We start from the raw sequence: 13721 nt of genomic DNA, 5'->3' as shown, positions 1-13721 counted from the left end.
TAGCAGATAATCGACCCGTGCAGACCGACGTCGAACCGCTGTCCGTGATCGTGTTCGGGGCATCGCGGGGCATCGGCGCCGCGACGGCCACGGCGTTCCACGAGGCCGGCCATCGCGTCGTCGGCACGCACCGTGGTTCGGGCGTCCCGTCCGGTGTCGTGGGCGTCCAGGCGGACATGCGCGACGAGGGATCCGTGGCGGACGCGGTGCGCACGGCGGTGGAGCACGGACGGCTCGACGTCGCGGTGGTGAACGCCGCCGTCGCACCGCAGGAGCTCCTGGTGCGGATGACCGCGGCGTCGATCCGCGAGGTGCTCGAGGTGAACCTGGTCGGGGCGATGCTCGCGACGAAGCACGTGGCGAAGGCGATGAACCGGCAGCGGTCGGGCTCGATCGTGCTCGTGTCGTCCGAGAGCGCGCGCGTCGGCATCCCGGGCAGCAGCCACTACACGGCGTCGAAGGCCGCACTCGAGGGCTTCATGCGGTCGGTCATGTGGGAGTACGGCCCCCGCGGCATCCGGATCAACGCCGTCGCACCGGGTCCGACCGAGACCGACATGCTCGCCCCGATGACGGACGAGCACCGTCGGGCCCTCCTCGAGCGGATCCCGCTGGGGCGGGTGGGGCGTCCCGACGAGGTCGCGGACGTCATCCGGTGGGTGGCGCAGAGCACGTACCTCAACGGGGCGGTCGTGCCCGTGACCGGCGGCGAGGGCTTCGGGGTCTGATCCCGCCCCCGACCACCGGGCCCGTCAGTCCTCCTGCTGGTGCGCCGCGCGGTCCGGGTGGTCGTGCGAGGTCTCTCGCCGGCCCTCCATGAGCTCCTTGGTCCGGAGCAGGCGGAGCGCCGTCACGAGCACCAGGCCGCCGAGCACGTTGAACAGGAGCGTGTACCCGAACCACCCCAGCCACTGTCCGTACGTGATGTCGACACCGCTCTGGATCGCGCCGAACACCAGCAGCGAGTCGAGGATCGAGTGGAACAGCTGGAGGCCCGCGAGCAGGAACCCGCCGGCCACGGCGGCGACGAGCTTGGCCGGATCGGAGTCCGTGCCCTGCTGCATCCGGGTCATCAGGGTGATGGTGCTGCCGCCGAGCACGGCCAGCACGACGCTCTGCAGGTCGAACGGGGCGTCGATGTAGTGGTGCGCGGCCTCGCTGAGCGTGGGGTGCCACTGGGGGAACGCCTGGACGACGAGCCACATGAACACCCACCCGCCGACGAGGTTCGCGACGAGGGTGCCGCTCCACAGCTTGAGGAGTTGCAGCAGGCTCCCCTCGCGCGCGACGACGGCCGCGACGGGCATGAGGAAGTTCTCGGTGAACAGCTCGCTGTGCGCGAGGTGCAGGGCGATGAACCCGATGCCGAACGCGAGGCCCGCGAGCAGGTGGCTGCCGGTCTCGGTCAGGACGGCGAGGTAGGCCATCACGCCGAGGCCGACCTCGAGACCACCGAAGAACCCCGAGATGAGCACCGCTCGCACGGTCCGCTGCAACCGTTCCGCACCCTCCTCGATCGTCGCCTCGAAGGACTCGAGGAGTTCGTCCTCGACGGGCGCGTCGGTGGAGCCGAGTTCGCGGCGTCGATCGTCAGTCATGCTCCGGAGGGTATGCGGCCTCCCTGGTCGGACGGGACGGACCCCGGCGGCCACCGCCGGGCAGCCCGCTTGACACCCGATTTTGAGCGCTATAAATTGGCGCGCACGCCGCAATCAAGGGAGATGTCGCGTGTCCCGTCCTGTCTCAGTGAGCCGCCGGTCCTTCCTCGTCGGCTCCACCGCACTCGCTGCGCTCGGTCTCGCCGGCTGTGCCGCGCCCGGTGCCGGCGGCGGCACCACGCACCTCCGGTTCTACGAACAGAAGCAAGAGGTCATCGCCTACTTCGACACGCTGCTCCGCCAGTTCGAGCGGGAGCGGCCGGGCATCTCGGTGGTGCACGACTCCACCAACGTGATCGCCCCGCAGTTCGTGCGCGGTGCCCCGGCGGACGTCGGCTGTTTCAACGACAACCTCGAGCTCGCCCGGTACATCAAGCGCGGCGTGCTCAGCGACATGTCCGACCTGCCCTCGGCCCGGACCGTCCGCACGGACATCCGCTCCCTCACGGACCAGTACGCGACGTACCCGGGGCGGACGAGCGTGCTCCCGTACTCCCTCGCCGCGGCCGGCGTCATCTACAACAAGAAGATCTTCGCCGACCACCACCTGCCGGTGCCCGAGACGTGGTCGCAGTTCGTCGACGTCTGCAAGGAGCTCAAGAAAGCCGGGATCACCCCGATCTACGCGACGGACAAGGACACGTGGACCCTGTGGCAGGGCCTGTTCGACTACGCGGTCGGCAGCCTCGTCGACACGGGACGGTTCTTCCGGCGGATGAAGGAACTCGGCACGGACGTCGGACCCGACTCCGAGGTCTCGTTCGAGAAGACCCTGGCGGTCCCGATGGAACGCGCCAAGACGATCTCGACGTACTTCAACCCCGACCATGCCGTCCGCTCGTACGCCGACGGCAACCTGGCGTTCGGCAAGGGCCAGGTGGGGATGTACCTGCAGGGGCCGTGGGCCCTCGGGCAGATCGCGCTCGTCGACAAGCGCCTGTCGGTCGGGACGTTCCCGCTGCCCGTGTCCGAGGACCCGGCGGACCGCAAGGCCCGGGTGAACATCGACCTCGGCCTCTACATCCCGACCGCGACGGCACACCGCGAGGAAGCTCGCGAACTCGTCGAGTTCCTCATGCGTCCGTCGGTCATCGACGCCTACAACCAGGACAACCTGGCGTACTCGACACGGAAGGGCGCGCCCGCGCAGCAGGACGAGCGGGTGGCGGGCCTCCAGCCGTTCGTCGACCGGGCCGCGTTCTACCAGGGCGCGGGGACGTTCATGCCGAACTCGATCCCGCTCGGCAACTACCTGCAGTCCGCCACGCGGAGCGGGAACTTCGACGGCATGCTCCGCCAGCTCGACGCGGACTGGCGGCGCCTCGCCGGACGGGACGCACTCGTATGACCCCCATGACGATGTCCGACCTCGACGAGGAGCGATCGTGACCCTGCAAGCACCCCTGTCGGACCGAACCGCGGATGAACTGCCGCCGAGACCGACGACCCGGCCCGCTCGGCGGCGGCGCGTCGACCCGATCTACGCCTTGTTCCTGTTCCCGGCGCTCGCGCTGTTCACCGCGTTCGTCGTGGTGCCCGCCGTGATCGGCATCTTCTACAGCTTCACGAACTACGTCGGGTACGGCCGGTGGTCCTTCCTGGGGCTGCGGAACTACACGACGCTGTTCACGGATCCGAACATCATCGCCTCGTACGGCTTCACGCTCGGGTTCGCGGCGGTCACCGTCGTCGTCGCGCAGGTGATCGCCCTGGCGCTGGCCGTGGCGCTGTCGCGGCGGATCCGGTTCGCGGCGCCGCTGCGGAGCGTGTTCGTCATCCCGATGGTGATCTCCGGGATCGTCGTCGCGTACGTGTTCAACTACCTGTTCTCGAACTCGCTGCCGGCCCTCGCCACCGCGGTCGGGTTCCACCCGCTCGAGCAGAGCATCCTCGGCAACCCGGACCTCGCGTGGCTCGCCATCGTGATCGTGTCCGCCTGGCAGACGATCCCCGGAGCCCTGCTCGTGTACACCGCCGGTCTCACGGCGATCTCGGACGACCTGTACGAGGCGAGCGCGCTCGACGGCGCCAGCTCCTGGAAGCAGTTCCGCTCCATCACGCTGCCGCTCATCGCCGGGTTCATCGTCATCAACACGGTGCTCGGCGTGAAGGGCTACCTCGGCGCCTACGACGTCATCGTCGGTCTGACGAACGGTGGCCCCGGCACCGCGACCAGCAGCGTCGCCATGACGATCTTCGGCGGGTTCACGGGCGGCGACTACGCGTACCAGATGGCCAACGCCACGGTGTTCTTCATCGTCACCGTCGTGATCTCCGTCGCCCAGCTCCTCGTCACCCGCGGAAGGACCATCCGACTGTGACCTCTGTCGACCTCCACCACGACCAAGTGGCCGGCTCCAGCGCCGGCCGCCCCACCACCACGCGTCGGCGTCGTCGGCTCGGCCGCACGAACTGGCCGCTGACCGTCCTGCTCATCCTGGCGTCGCTGACGGTGCTCGCCCCGCTGTGGGTCACGCTGTCGATGGCGTTCAAGACGAGTGCGCAGTCGGTGGACGGGAACGCGTTCTCGTTCCCGGCGCCGTTCAACCCCGCGAGCTTCGTGCAGGCGTGGCGGCTCACGCACTTCCCGGTGTCGTTCGGCCTGTCGCTCGGCGTCGCCGCGATCACGGTCGTCCTGACGCTGTTCCTCAGCTCGCTCGCCGCGTTCGCGATCGCCCGCAACTGGGACAAGCGGATCTACCGCTGGTCGCTGTACTACCTGCTCGCCGCGCTGTTCCTGCCGTTCCCGGTGGTCGCCCTGCCGCAGATCCAGCTCACGGCACTGACCGGTCTCGACAACCCCGTCGGCGTCGGCATCCTGCACGCGATGTTCCAACTGTCGTTCAGCGTGCTGCTCTACTCGGCGTACCTCCGCTCGCTGCCGATCGAGCTCGAGGAGAGCGCCCGCATCGACGGCGCGACGACGTGGCAGATCTTCTGGCGCATCGTGCTGCCGCTGCTCGGTCCGATGAACGCCACGGTCGGCATCTTCGCGTTCCTGGCGTCGTGGAACGACTTCATGATGCCGTCGCTCATCACCGCGGACCCGAGCCTGCAGACCCTGCCGGTCGTGCAGAACATCTTCCAGAGCCAGTTCGGCACGAACTACAACATCGCGTTCGCGTCGTACCTCATGGCCATGGCGCCGACGATCGTCGTGTACCTGTTCGCCCAGCGCTGGGTGATCAGCGGCGTGACGCAGGGCGCCGTCAAGCACTGACCGACGCGCGCCGTCGAGCACCGACCGGCGGGTTCCGCCCGGGAGGCCCACCCCACCGCACACGGGTACCGTCGCGTCCGACCACCCCACCGACCTGGAGGACCATGTCCGACTCCGTCACGCAGCCCACGCCCGACGCCACTCCGACCGCGCTGCCCGTCATCCGGCCGCTGCCCGGCGCCGCGCCGCGGGCGCGCGACGACCAGCAGGTCCACGGCGACGGCTGGCGCATCACGGTGCTCGCCGACGGGCTGTTCCGCGTCGAACGGTCGGCCGACGGCGGGTTCGAGGACCGGGCCTCCACGTTCGCGATCCGACGCGACCTGCCGGCCGTGCCGTTCGACGTCGAGCGGTCCGGCCGGGGCGTCCTCGTGACCACGGCCCGGGCACGGCTGCGGTACGACGGCGGCCCGTTCTCGGCGAGCGGGCTGCTCGTCGAGATGATCGGCGCGGACACCGGCCGGTGGCGGTACGGCGAGCCGACGCGGGACCTCGGCGGGACGGCGCGGACGCTCGACGACGTCGACGGCCGGACGGACCTCGAACCGGGCGTCGTCGCCCCCGACGGCATCGCGGTGGTCGACGACGCCACCTCGTTCCTGTTCGAGGACGACGGCTGGGTCGGCGTGCGCGGCGCCGACCGCGAGGACCTCTACGTGTTCGCGTACGGCCGCGACTACCCGGCCGCCGTCTCGGCGCTGTACGCGGTCTCGGGACCGCCCACGCGCCTCCCGCGATGGGCACTCGGCAACTGGTGGAGCCGGTACCACCCGTACACGGCCGACAGCTACCTGGCGCTCATGGACCGGTTCGACGACGAGGGCGTCCCGTTCTCCGTCGCCGTGATCGACATGGACTGGCACCGCGTCGACTCGGTGCCACCGCGGTTCGGGAACGGGTGGACCGGCTACTCGTGGGAGCGCTCGTTGTTCCCCGACCCGGAGGGGTTCCTCACCGCCCTGCACGAGCGCGGCATGCGGACGACCCTCAACCTGCACCCCGCCGACGGCGTGCGGGCGTTCGAGGACGCCTACCCGACGATGGCGCGGGCGCTCGGGGTCGACCCGGAGACGGAGCGCCCGCTGCCCTTCGCGCCGACGGACCGCGCGTTCCTCGAGTCGTACTTCCGCGACCTGCACGACCCACTCGAGGACCAGGGCGTCGACTTCTGGTGGATCGACTGGCAGCAGGGGCGCACCTCCGACCTGCCGGGGGTCGACCCGCTCTGGGTGCTCAACCACTTCCACCACCTCGACGCCGCCCGGAACGGCGGCCCGGGGATGACGTTCTCGCGGTACGCGGGGCCCGGCAGCCACCGGTACGCCGTCGGGTTCTCGGGCGACGCGGTCGTGTCGTGGGCGTCGCTGGCGTTCCAGCCCGAGTTCACGGCGACCGCCGCCAACATCGGCTACGCGTGGTGGAGTCACGACATCGGTGGCCACACCCGCGGCGTGCGCGACGACGAGCTGGCGACGCGCTGGGTGCAGTTCGGGGTGTTCTCGCCGATCATGCGGCTGCACTCCGCCAACAACCCGTTCATCCGCAAGGAGCCGTGGTCGTTCCCGCCGGAGCACCGCGCCGCCATGGACGACGCCCTCCGGTTCCGTCACCGGATGGTGCCCTACCTGCACACGATGAACCACGCGGCGGCGGCCGGCACCCCGCTCGTCCGGCCGATGTACCACCTCGAGCCGCGCCGGAGCGAGGCCTACCGCGTCCCGAACGAGTACGCGTTCGGGTCCGAGCTGGTCGTCGCGCCGATCACCGAGCCGCGCGACCCGGCCTCGCTGCTCGGGAGCGTCCGTGCCTGGCTGCCCGCCGGGACCTGGACCGACGTGTTCACCGGGACGGTCTACCGCGGCGACCGGAGCCTAGCGTTCCACCGGCCGACCGCGTCGATCCCCGTGCTCCTGCGGGCCGGCGGGATCCTGCCGCTCGACGCGGGTCCCGACCTCGACGCGACCCGGAACCCGAGCGAGCTCGAGGTGCTCGTCGCGCCGGCGGCCTCCGGGACGTTCGTGCTGGCGGAGGACGCCGAGGACGACGACGCGGGCGCTGCCGCCGCCGGTCCGGCCGTCCGGACCGAGCTCACCTGGGACCTCCCGACCCGCACGTTCCGCATCGGGCCCGCGGAGGGCCGGGGCGACCTGGTCCCGCCCGTCCGGACGTGGACGCTCACCGTCCTCGCCGCCCTGCCGGACGGACCGGTGACCGTCGACGGCGCCGAGGTCGCCGTCACCGGGGTGGACGGGCGCTGGAGCGTGACCGCGACCGTCCCGTCCGACGTCGGTGCCGTCGTCCGCATCGCGGGGGAGGTCCGGGTCGGCCCCGACCGACGCGCCGCGGCCCGCACCGTGCTCGCCGACGCGCAGATGGGCAACCCCGAGAAGCTCGAGGCGTGGGAGATCGTCGCCGCTGACCGACCCGTCGTGGACCGGCTCGCGGAGCTCGACGCCGTGGCGCTGCCGCAGGCGGTCCGGGCGGCGCTCACCGAGTTGCTCGGGGCGGTGGTCGGGGAGGTGCCGCCGGGCGACGTGTCCTGAGCGAGCTCCGTTGTTCCGGAGGCCGGCTGGCTCGCGGGTGGCACCCAGCGCCAGCTTTCGCGTCTGACTGCCACTCCATGTGCGTGCAATTGAGGATGAACGCGTCCTTTTGCAGTCCCGATCGGCCACGCCCGCCTCGGGTCGGCCGACTGCTTCGTCCGCCGCGATGTGTTCGTCAGACGTGACTTCACCGCGAGAGGTCGGGGAGTCCCTATGTGAGACCGCCTGCGCCCCGGTCGGCGCGGGGATTCCGGGCCGGCGGGCGGCCCAGCGGGAAGTTCGCTGGACGACCGGCTGTCGGGCCACTCGAACGACTCCGACTCCGCGGTGCGTGGCCCGCTCCTTACCCGATCGCGTCGAAGCGTGCCTGGTGTGCCGCGACGTCGTCGCGGTGTGACTCTGACCAGCGCTTGAGTTGGCGGACGGTCTCGTGCAGCGATAGCCCGAGTGCGGTGAGCTCGTAGGTCACCGACACGGGGACGGTCGCGATAGCGGTGCGGGTGACGAGGCCGTCCCGTTCGAGGGCGCGGAGCGTCTGCGACAGCATCTTCGGGCTCACCCCGGCGAGCACCCGTCCGAGCTCGGAGTAGCGCATCGGGCGGGGGTCACCGTCGCAGTCGGGTCCGCTCCCGAGGGCGGACAGCACCAGGGTCACCCACTTGCCGGAAACTCTGCCGAGGAGCTGTTGGCTGGGGCAGGCCGCGAGGAACGCGTTGTACTCCGCCTTCGCCGTCGCCTTCTTCTCCGCTGCGGTCATCGTCGCCATGCTGCCCTCCGGGTACCTACGCACTTCTCGGTTACTACTTCCCAACGGGAAGCGCCTTGCCCAGAGTGGATCACGCACCACAGATCCACAAGACCGAGAAAGGCACCTCATGACGAACAGCACCACCACAGGACTCCCCGGCGGCACCTGGACGCTCGGCGGCCACGTCGTCAGCCGCTTCGGCTACGGCGCGATGCAACTCGCCGGTTCTTGGGTCGTCGGCCCGCCGAAGGACCACGACGGCGCGATCGCGGTCCTCCGCGAGGCAGTCGGCAGTGGCATCACACACATCGACACCTCGGAGACGTACGGCCCGCGCGTTGTGAACGACCTGATCCGTGAGGCTTTGCACCCCTACCCGTCGGACGTGTTCATCGCGACGAAGGCCGGCGGACGACGGGACGCGCAGGGCGGCTGGCCCGCGGCACGGAAACCGGACGAGATCCGGGCGCAGATCGACGACAACCTCGAGACCCTCGGGGTGGATGTGCTTGACCTCGTGCACCTTCGCGCGGGCGACGCGCAGGGGCCTGTGCCTGAGCGGATTACCGAGGCCTTCGAGACCCTCGTCGACCTGCAGCAGCAGGGGGTGATCCGGCACCTCGGGATGAGCAACGCGACCGCCGACCAGGTCGCCGAGGCGCAGGCAATCGCGCCGATCGTGTCCGTGCAGAACGGCTACAACCTGGCGAACCGGCAGGACGACGCCCTCATCGACCGGCTGGCAGGCGAGGGCATCGCGTACATCCCGTTCTTCCCGCTCGGGGGCTTCGCGCCGCTGCAGTCGGAGGCACTCGCGCGGGTCGCCGCGAGGCTCGGAGCGACGCCGATGTCCGTCGCACTCGCCTGGCTGCTGCAGCGCTCCCCGAACGTGCTCCTCATCCCCGGCACGTCCTCCGTCGGGCATCTGCGCGAGAACATCGCCGGTGCAGCGGTTGCGCTGTCGGTGGACGACGTGCGAGAACTGGACCAGATCGCGGGGTGATGCGCCTGCCGAGGCCGCGTGCCGCGAGCCCGGCAATCGATCGTCTGCCGGGTTGGTCTCGTCATGCCCTGGCGGAGTGGTGGGAGTGATCGTTCTCGTGATTGGCCGAGTACACGGTCGAGGACTCTCCGCTCTGGTATCGAGGGTCGCGTGAGCTGATCGGGCTAGCTGACGCCGGGGAGCTCGGGCTGAGTGCACCTCTGCGCAACGACCTCAGAGCGTGGAACGACGTCGTCGACTCCCTGGCCGACGCGTACGTCGATTGGCCGTCACCGGCGGTTCGCGACGCCCACCGCGTCGATGCGTTCGTGTTGGCGAGCCGGGTGCAACTCGAACTCGGCAATGACGCACACGTCTGGTGTGGGGCCCGCGCAGGCGTCGACATGGTCACTGAAGAGGGGACGGAAGTCGTTCTGACCGCTGGACGCGCTGTTTCGGACGTCGAGTTCTGGCATGAGGGACGACGGGATGTCAGGACAGCGCGCCGCTGGCGCGCGCGAGGGAACCGCGAAGGCACTCATCCGTTGGCGGGCCCTCACAGGACGCGTCGACACACCGTTCGGGAACGCGGCGGCGCGCGCCCTCGGACTCCGCACGGCCGGCCGCGTTCAGGCAGACACCGGTTCACTCGCGCAGGTCCTCTTCTACGCCGGCGTCTCGGCGCCCTACTGGCACGACGAGTTCACTGAACCTGCCCGAGACGAGTTCGACCGAACCTGCTCAGGCGCAGTCATCGCTACTCACGACCGCCCGTAAAGGTCGCTCAATATTCCCCGCATGAGGACTGAAGTCCGCCCGGGAGCGGATCGGCTACCGGACGGGGACTGCTGCAGGTTCGGTTGACTCAACTGAACCTGCAGCAGTCCCAACCATCCACTGCGGCTCCTCGTCATCGATGGGACACTGCTGTCGTGCAGATCGACGAGTTGAGCGACGAGGTCGAGCAGGTCTCCGCCTTCTACGCGGAGCGACACGGCATCGATCGATCCGATGACTGGTTCTTGTTGAAGCTCAACGAAGAAGTCGGGGAGCTCACGCAGGCGTACCTCGCCCGTGCTGGGCAGGCACGCGACAAGGGACGCTCCGCTGTCGAGCTCGAAGGCGACTTTCGATCAGAGCTGGCGGACGTGTTCGCGCAGGTGCTCCTGATCGCGCGCCGCTTCCACGTCGACTTGTCCGACGAGGTCGCCCGGAAGTGGCTCGTCTGGAAGCCGTCCCAGTAGCCGATCGGCTGTCGAGATGCCCGGGGCGCTGTTGCAGAGCGCTCGGGTGGCTGTGTGAAGTCGGCTGTTCCTCGTGGTTCGTCGACCGCTGCGCAGGCCAGCGTTCGGCCCTCAGCTCTCGGGCACGAGGTCGGTGATCGTGGCCACCTCGTCGGGAGTGAGCGAGATCGCTGCCGCGGCGAGATTCGCGCGGAGGTGCTCGAGGCTGGTGGTTCCAGGGATGGGCAGCGTGTTCGGTGCACGATGCAGGTGCCAGGCGAGGGCGATCTGCTGTCGGCTTGCGCCGTGGTGCTGAGCGATCGGCTCGATCGCAGCCATGATCCGCTCGGGGTCGCCCCCCTCGACGAACCCCATCGGGTGCCAGGGTGAGAACACCGCACCGTCTTCCCGAGTGGCGTGGAGGAGGCTGACGCCGGTGCGGTTGGAGGTGTTGTACAGGGCCGTCGCGGCGGCGATCGAGGTGATCTGTTGCGCGGCCTGGAGCTGTTCGAGGGTGACGTTCGACAGCCCGATGTGGCGGATCAGACCCTCGTCCTTCATCGCCGCGAGCGTCGCAACCTGCTCCTCGAACGGCACGTCCGTCGCCTGGCCGCTGTGCAGGTAGTACAGGTCCATCGTGTCGAGTCCCAGCCGCCGTGCGCTCATGTGCGCTGACTGGCGGAGGTAGTTCGGGTTCCCGACCGCGCCGAGGGTTGAGTAGTCGAAGCCACCCCGCACGAACCCGCCCTTGGTCGCGATGACGAGGTTCTCGGGGTAGGGGTGCAGGGCCTCTCTGATGAGGATCTCGTTCGAGTGCGGGCCGTACACGTCGGCGGTGTCGATGAACGTGACACCGGCGTCGACCACCGCGCGGAGGAGAGCGACGCCTCCGTCGCGGTCGGGGTATTCGCCCCAGACCTGCCTGCCGGTGAGCTGCATCGCGCCGAAGCCGATCCTGCCGACGGTGAGGTCTCCGCCGATGGTGATGGTCGGGGTGGGTGCGGTCATGGCATTTCCTTCCGGCGTGATCAGCCAGTGTGCCGAACCGAGAGAAGGCCTCTCGATCCACCGGTGGACGATTCCGCGCCGTGCCGGAGTGGGGGTCACGGCGCTGTGTGGGACGTCGGCTCGTGGACGGCGTCGTGCCACGGAGGACCCGGCCCGAGGCAGCCGAGCGGGCGTGGGCTGCGCTCAGACGAGGAGCGCGCCTCCGTCGACCGGGATCGAGGTCCCCGTGATGAAGGGCTGCGTCATCGCGTAGAGGAATGCCTGGGCGGCATCGCTGACCTCTCCGACGCGGCCGACGGGGAGCATCTCGGCCTGCTGGTCGAACATGGCTTGCTGGTCCTCAGCGGTCATCCCCGCCCACAGGGGGCTGCGGATGATGCCTGGTTCGACGACGTTCACCCGGGTCGGTGCCAGTTCGACGGCGAGAGCACCCGCGAGGCTGGTCGTCGCTCCGCACAGGCTCGATGCGACCGCCCAGCCGGCACCCGGCCGGGTGCGAGCCGACCCAGAGGTGAGGGTGATCGAACCGCCGGGACGGATGCGTCTCGCGGCTTGGCTGACCGTGTTGAGCGCACCGAAGTAGCGCACCTGGAAGAACCCGCGCGCGCGGTCGAGGTCGAGGCCGTCGACGGCCATCAGCGACAGGGGTTCACCGGCGGTGTACACGAGGTGGTCGAAGTCGCCGATCTCTTGGAAGAACGAGGCGACGTGCTCGGTGTCGAGGACGTTGAGCGCCCTGCCCGTGGTGGACGCGGTGAGCTCGCCGAGGGCGGCGTCGATGCTGGCCTGGCGGCGTGAGGCGACGATGACCTCTGCGCCGGCGTCGATGGCTGCGTGCGCCGTTGCGAGGCCGATTCCGGAGGTACCCCCGATGATGACGACGCGCTGATTGGTGAGGGACACGGTGTTCCTTTCGATCGGACGGATCGAGTGTGTGCGCTTCGCCTGCCCGGTGTCCAAGACCTCTTCCGCCGCTGTTGAGACCCAACGGGTATCAGCCATGATGAGCGCGTGAATGCTGATCTCGACCTCCGCAAGCTGCGGTACTTCGTTGCCGTCGCGGACACGTTGAGCTTCGGCCGCGCCGCGGAGCAACTCCGCATCGCGCAGCCGGTGCTGTCGCGGCAGATCCGTGCGCTCGAGCAGGAGCTCGGCACGCAGCTCTTCGTCCGGGACACCCGCGGAACCGAACTCACCGACAACGGACGTCTGCTTCGCGCTGAGGTTCAGCCGCTCCTCGCATCCGCTGCCGCGGTACGCCGCCGCGTCGCGATCGCGGCACGCGGCGAGGACGTCTTCACCGTGGGGTTCATGCCCGGTCTGACCGTCACCGGCGCGGTACGAACGTTTCGACGCGGGGCGCCCGAGGTGGATGTCCGTGTGATGCGGACCGGGTGGGAGGACCAGGTCGCGGTGCTCCACGACGGGCGTGCCGATGTCAGCTACCTCCGGGAACCCTTCGACGGCGCGGAGGTCCGCACCGTGTTCCTCCACGACGAACCGCGGGTCGTCATGCTCCCGTCCGACCATCCGCTGGCGGGCACGGATCAGGTGACGATGGGTGACCTCGGCTCCGAGGAGTTGCTGCAGGACCCGGCGGCTGTTCCCGAATGGTCCGGGTCGGCTCCATCCCGGCGGGCCGGGGACGGCTCCGCGAAGCGCCGGTCGCGGACGGTCGAGGAGAAGCTGGAGCTCGTCGCCGGCGGCGCTGGAGTCGCGATCCTGCCGTTGTCCACGGCCCGGTTCTACCGCCGACTCGACGTGCGGTTCGTGGCCGTCACCGACCTGGCTCCCACCGCAGTGCACATCGCCTGGGAGGCCAGCCGCGCCTCAGCGCGCATCGCCGCGTTCGTCGACGCCGCTCGGGCAGACGTTGCGCCGCTCTGATCGCCGCCTCGTGGGAACAACGGTCGCTCGAGGATCGGCGATCGGATGCAGGAACGACGGGGGAGAGTGGTCCATGTCCTGGCTCGCGGCGCACGTATATCGGCGGTACCAGGGTCGTCGCGCCCTCCAGCATGCAGCTCAGGCCTCGGTCCCACCTCCGGTACTGCACCCGTCCCTGGGCCTCGGTGGCCGCTCCATCGAACTCTCGATCGCGTCGGACGTTCCTCCCGACCCGGGCAAGTTCGAACTCGCGGCGGAGCACCTGCACGCTCGGGTGGTGCAGCAGGACCACGGCCGGAGTGACCTCTTGCAGGCGGCGCAGTGGCTTCGTGGCCTCTGGCCCCACGAGGCACGCGCGTCCGTCCTCGCGCGACTCGATGACGAACTCGTGGAGCTCGGCCGCCGCGAGCCGAGCAAAGGTGTATCGATAGCCGATCCCCTGCCAAGTGGCG

Annotated in this window: 14 protein-coding genes and 1 pseudogene; 10 read left to right on the top strand and 5 right to left on the bottom strand. The window is 69.7% G+C overall.

Features of this window, described 5'->3' with window-relative positions; genetic code table 11:
• Positions 1-17 precede the first annotated feature (17 nt).
• Positions 18-728: an SDR family NAD(P)-dependent oxidoreductase gene (locus DEI94_RS12640; RefSeq protein ID WP_181441765.1), complete on the top strand. Its 711-nt coding sequence runs from the start codon at positions 18-20 to the stop codon at positions 726-728.
• Between the two features lie 24 nt (positions 729-752).
• Here DEI94_RS12640 and DEI94_RS12635 read toward each other — a convergent pair whose 3' ends face one another.
• Complete coding sequence (locus DEI94_RS12635) at positions 753-1598, bottom strand: formate/nitrite transporter family protein (RefSeq protein ID WP_111026389.1); 846 nt, start codon at positions 1596-1598, stop codon at positions 753-755.
• A gap of 130 nt (positions 1599-1728) precedes the next feature.
• Between DEI94_RS12635 and DEI94_RS12630 the strand changes: the two genes are divergently transcribed.
• The 4 genes from DEI94_RS12630 (at position 1729) to DEI94_RS12615 (ending at position 7421) form a co-directional block, all read left to right on the top strand.
• The gene (locus tag DEI94_RS12630) at positions 1729-3006 is read left to right on the top strand and encodes an ABC transporter substrate-binding protein (RefSeq protein WP_284183710.1); all 1278 of its coding nucleotides are present in this window, start codon (positions 1729-1731) and stop codon (positions 3004-3006) included.
• Positions 3007-3043: 37 nt separating this feature from the next.
• Positions 3044-3979, top strand: coding sequence for a carbohydrate ABC transporter permease (locus tag DEI94_RS12625; protein WP_375334773.1), 936 nt, complete (start codon positions 3044-3046; stop codon positions 3977-3979).
• A 26-nt stretch (positions 3980-4005) separates the two neighbouring features.
• Positions 4006-4878 carry a carbohydrate ABC transporter permease gene (locus DEI94_RS12620; protein WP_111026427.1) on the top strand — a complete coding sequence of 291 codons (873 nt, stop codon included), beginning with the start codon at positions 4006-4008 and terminating at the stop codon, positions 4876-4878.
• Between the two features lie 104 nt (positions 4879-4982).
• A complete protein-coding gene (locus DEI94_RS12615) occupies positions 4983-7421 on the top strand; it encodes a glycoside hydrolase family 31 protein (RefSeq protein ID WP_111026391.1) in 2439 nt (812 codons plus the stop codon).
• 343 nt (positions 7422-7764) lie between these two features.
• On the opposite strand, the gene DEI94_RS12610 is transcribed toward DEI94_RS12615, so the two are convergent.
• The gene (locus DEI94_RS12610; RefSeq protein WP_309147138.1) at positions 7765-8178 is read right to left on the bottom strand and encodes a winged helix-turn-helix transcriptional regulator; all 414 of its coding nucleotides are present in this window, start codon (positions 8176-8178) and stop codon (positions 7765-7767) included.
• A gap of 118 nt (positions 8179-8296) precedes the next feature.
• Here DEI94_RS12610 and DEI94_RS12605 point away from each other — a divergent pair, with 118 nt between their 5' ends.
• Both DEI94_RS12605 and DEI94_RS19830 read left to right on the top strand, forming a co-directional pair.
• Positions 8297-9172: an oxidoreductase gene (locus DEI94_RS12605; RefSeq protein ID WP_111026392.1), complete on the top strand. Its 876-nt coding sequence runs from the start codon at positions 8297-8299 to the stop codon at positions 9170-9172.
• A 101-nt stretch (positions 9173-9273) separates the two neighbouring features.
• A pseudogene (locus tag DEI94_RS19830) lies at positions 9274-9468 on the top strand (hypothetical protein); the annotation flags it as partial.
• Here the strand turns inward: DEI94_RS19830 and DEI94_RS12600 are convergent.
• Positions 9442-9627, bottom strand: a complete 186-nt coding sequence (locus DEI94_RS12600) for a hypothetical protein (protein ID WP_146249446.1) — start codon at positions 9625-9627, stop codon at positions 9442-9444. The pseudogene DEI94_RS19830 and the gene DEI94_RS12600 sit on opposite strands and share 27 nt — an antisense overlap.
• Between DEI94_RS12600 and DEI94_RS12595 the strand changes: the two genes are divergently transcribed.
• Together DEI94_RS12595 and DEI94_RS12590 are read left to right on the top strand one after the other, a co-directional pair.
• Complete coding sequence (locus DEI94_RS12595) at positions 9626-9928, top strand: hypothetical protein (RefSeq protein ID WP_146249447.1); 303 nt, start codon at positions 9626-9628, stop codon at positions 9926-9928. The two genes, DEI94_RS12600 and DEI94_RS12595, sit on opposite strands and share 2 nt — an antisense overlap.
• Positions 9929-10083: 155 nt before the next feature.
• Complete coding sequence (locus tag DEI94_RS12590) at positions 10084-10395, top strand: nucleoside triphosphate pyrophosphohydrolase family protein (RefSeq protein ID WP_111026394.1); 312 nt, start codon at positions 10084-10086, stop codon at positions 10393-10395.
• A 111-nt stretch (positions 10396-10506) separates the two neighbouring features.
• On the opposite strand, the gene DEI94_RS12585 is transcribed toward DEI94_RS12590, so the two are convergent.
• Positions 10507-11382, bottom strand: a complete 876-nt coding sequence (locus tag DEI94_RS12585) for an aldo/keto reductase (protein ID WP_111026395.1) — start codon at positions 11380-11382, stop codon at positions 10507-10509.
• A 183-nt stretch (positions 11383-11565) separates the two neighbouring features.
• Complete coding sequence (locus DEI94_RS12580; protein WP_111026428.1) at positions 11566-12285, bottom strand: SDR family oxidoreductase; 720 nt, start codon at positions 12283-12285, stop codon at positions 11566-11568.
• A 108-nt stretch (positions 12286-12393) separates the two neighbouring features.
• Between DEI94_RS12580 and DEI94_RS12575 the strand changes: the two genes are divergently transcribed.
• On the top strand, positions 12394-13269 hold the full coding sequence (locus DEI94_RS12575) for a LysR family transcriptional regulator (RefSeq protein ID WP_111026396.1): 876 nt from the start codon (positions 12394-12396) through the stop codon (positions 13267-13269).
• Positions 13270-13721: the final 452 nt, after the last annotated feature.

The sequence above is a fragment of the Curtobacterium sp. MCBD17_040 genome (genome assembly GCF_003234805.2).
GTDB lineage: Bacteria > Actinomycetota > Actinomycetes > Actinomycetales > Microbacteriaceae > Curtobacterium.
Note: the sequence above shows the minus strand (reverse complement) of the source record. Positions and strands in the feature narration are given on the sequence as shown.

Bases quoted from the DNA above. Each gene is read 5' to 3' on its own strand.
- DEI94_RS12635 (WP_111026389.1), bottom strand. From the start codon at position 1,598: ATGACTGACGATCGACGCCGCGAACTCGGCTCCACCGACGCGCCCGTC.
- DEI94_RS12615 (WP_111026391.1), top strand. From the start codon at position 4,983: ATGTCCGACTCCGTCACGCAGCCCACGCCCGACGCCACTCCGACCGCG.
- DEI94_RS12610 (WP_309147138.1), bottom strand. From the start codon at position 8,178: ATGACCGCAGCGGAGAAGAAGGCGACGGCGAAGGCGGAGTACAACGCG.
- DEI94_RS12605 (WP_111026392.1), top strand. From the start codon at position 8,297: ATGACGAACAGCACCACCACAGGACTCCCCGGCGGCACCTGGACGCTC.
- DEI94_RS12595 (WP_146249447.1), top strand. From the start codon at position 9,626: ATGAGGGACGACGGGATGTCAGGACAGCGCGCCGCTGGCGCGCGCGAG.
- DEI94_RS12600 (WP_146249446.1), bottom strand. From the start codon at position 9,627: ATGCCAGAACTCGACGTCCGAAACAGCGCGTCCAGCGGTCAGAACGAC.
- DEI94_RS12585 (WP_111026395.1), bottom strand. From the start codon at position 11,382: ATGACCGCACCCACCCCGACCATCACCATCGGCGGAGACCTCACCGTC.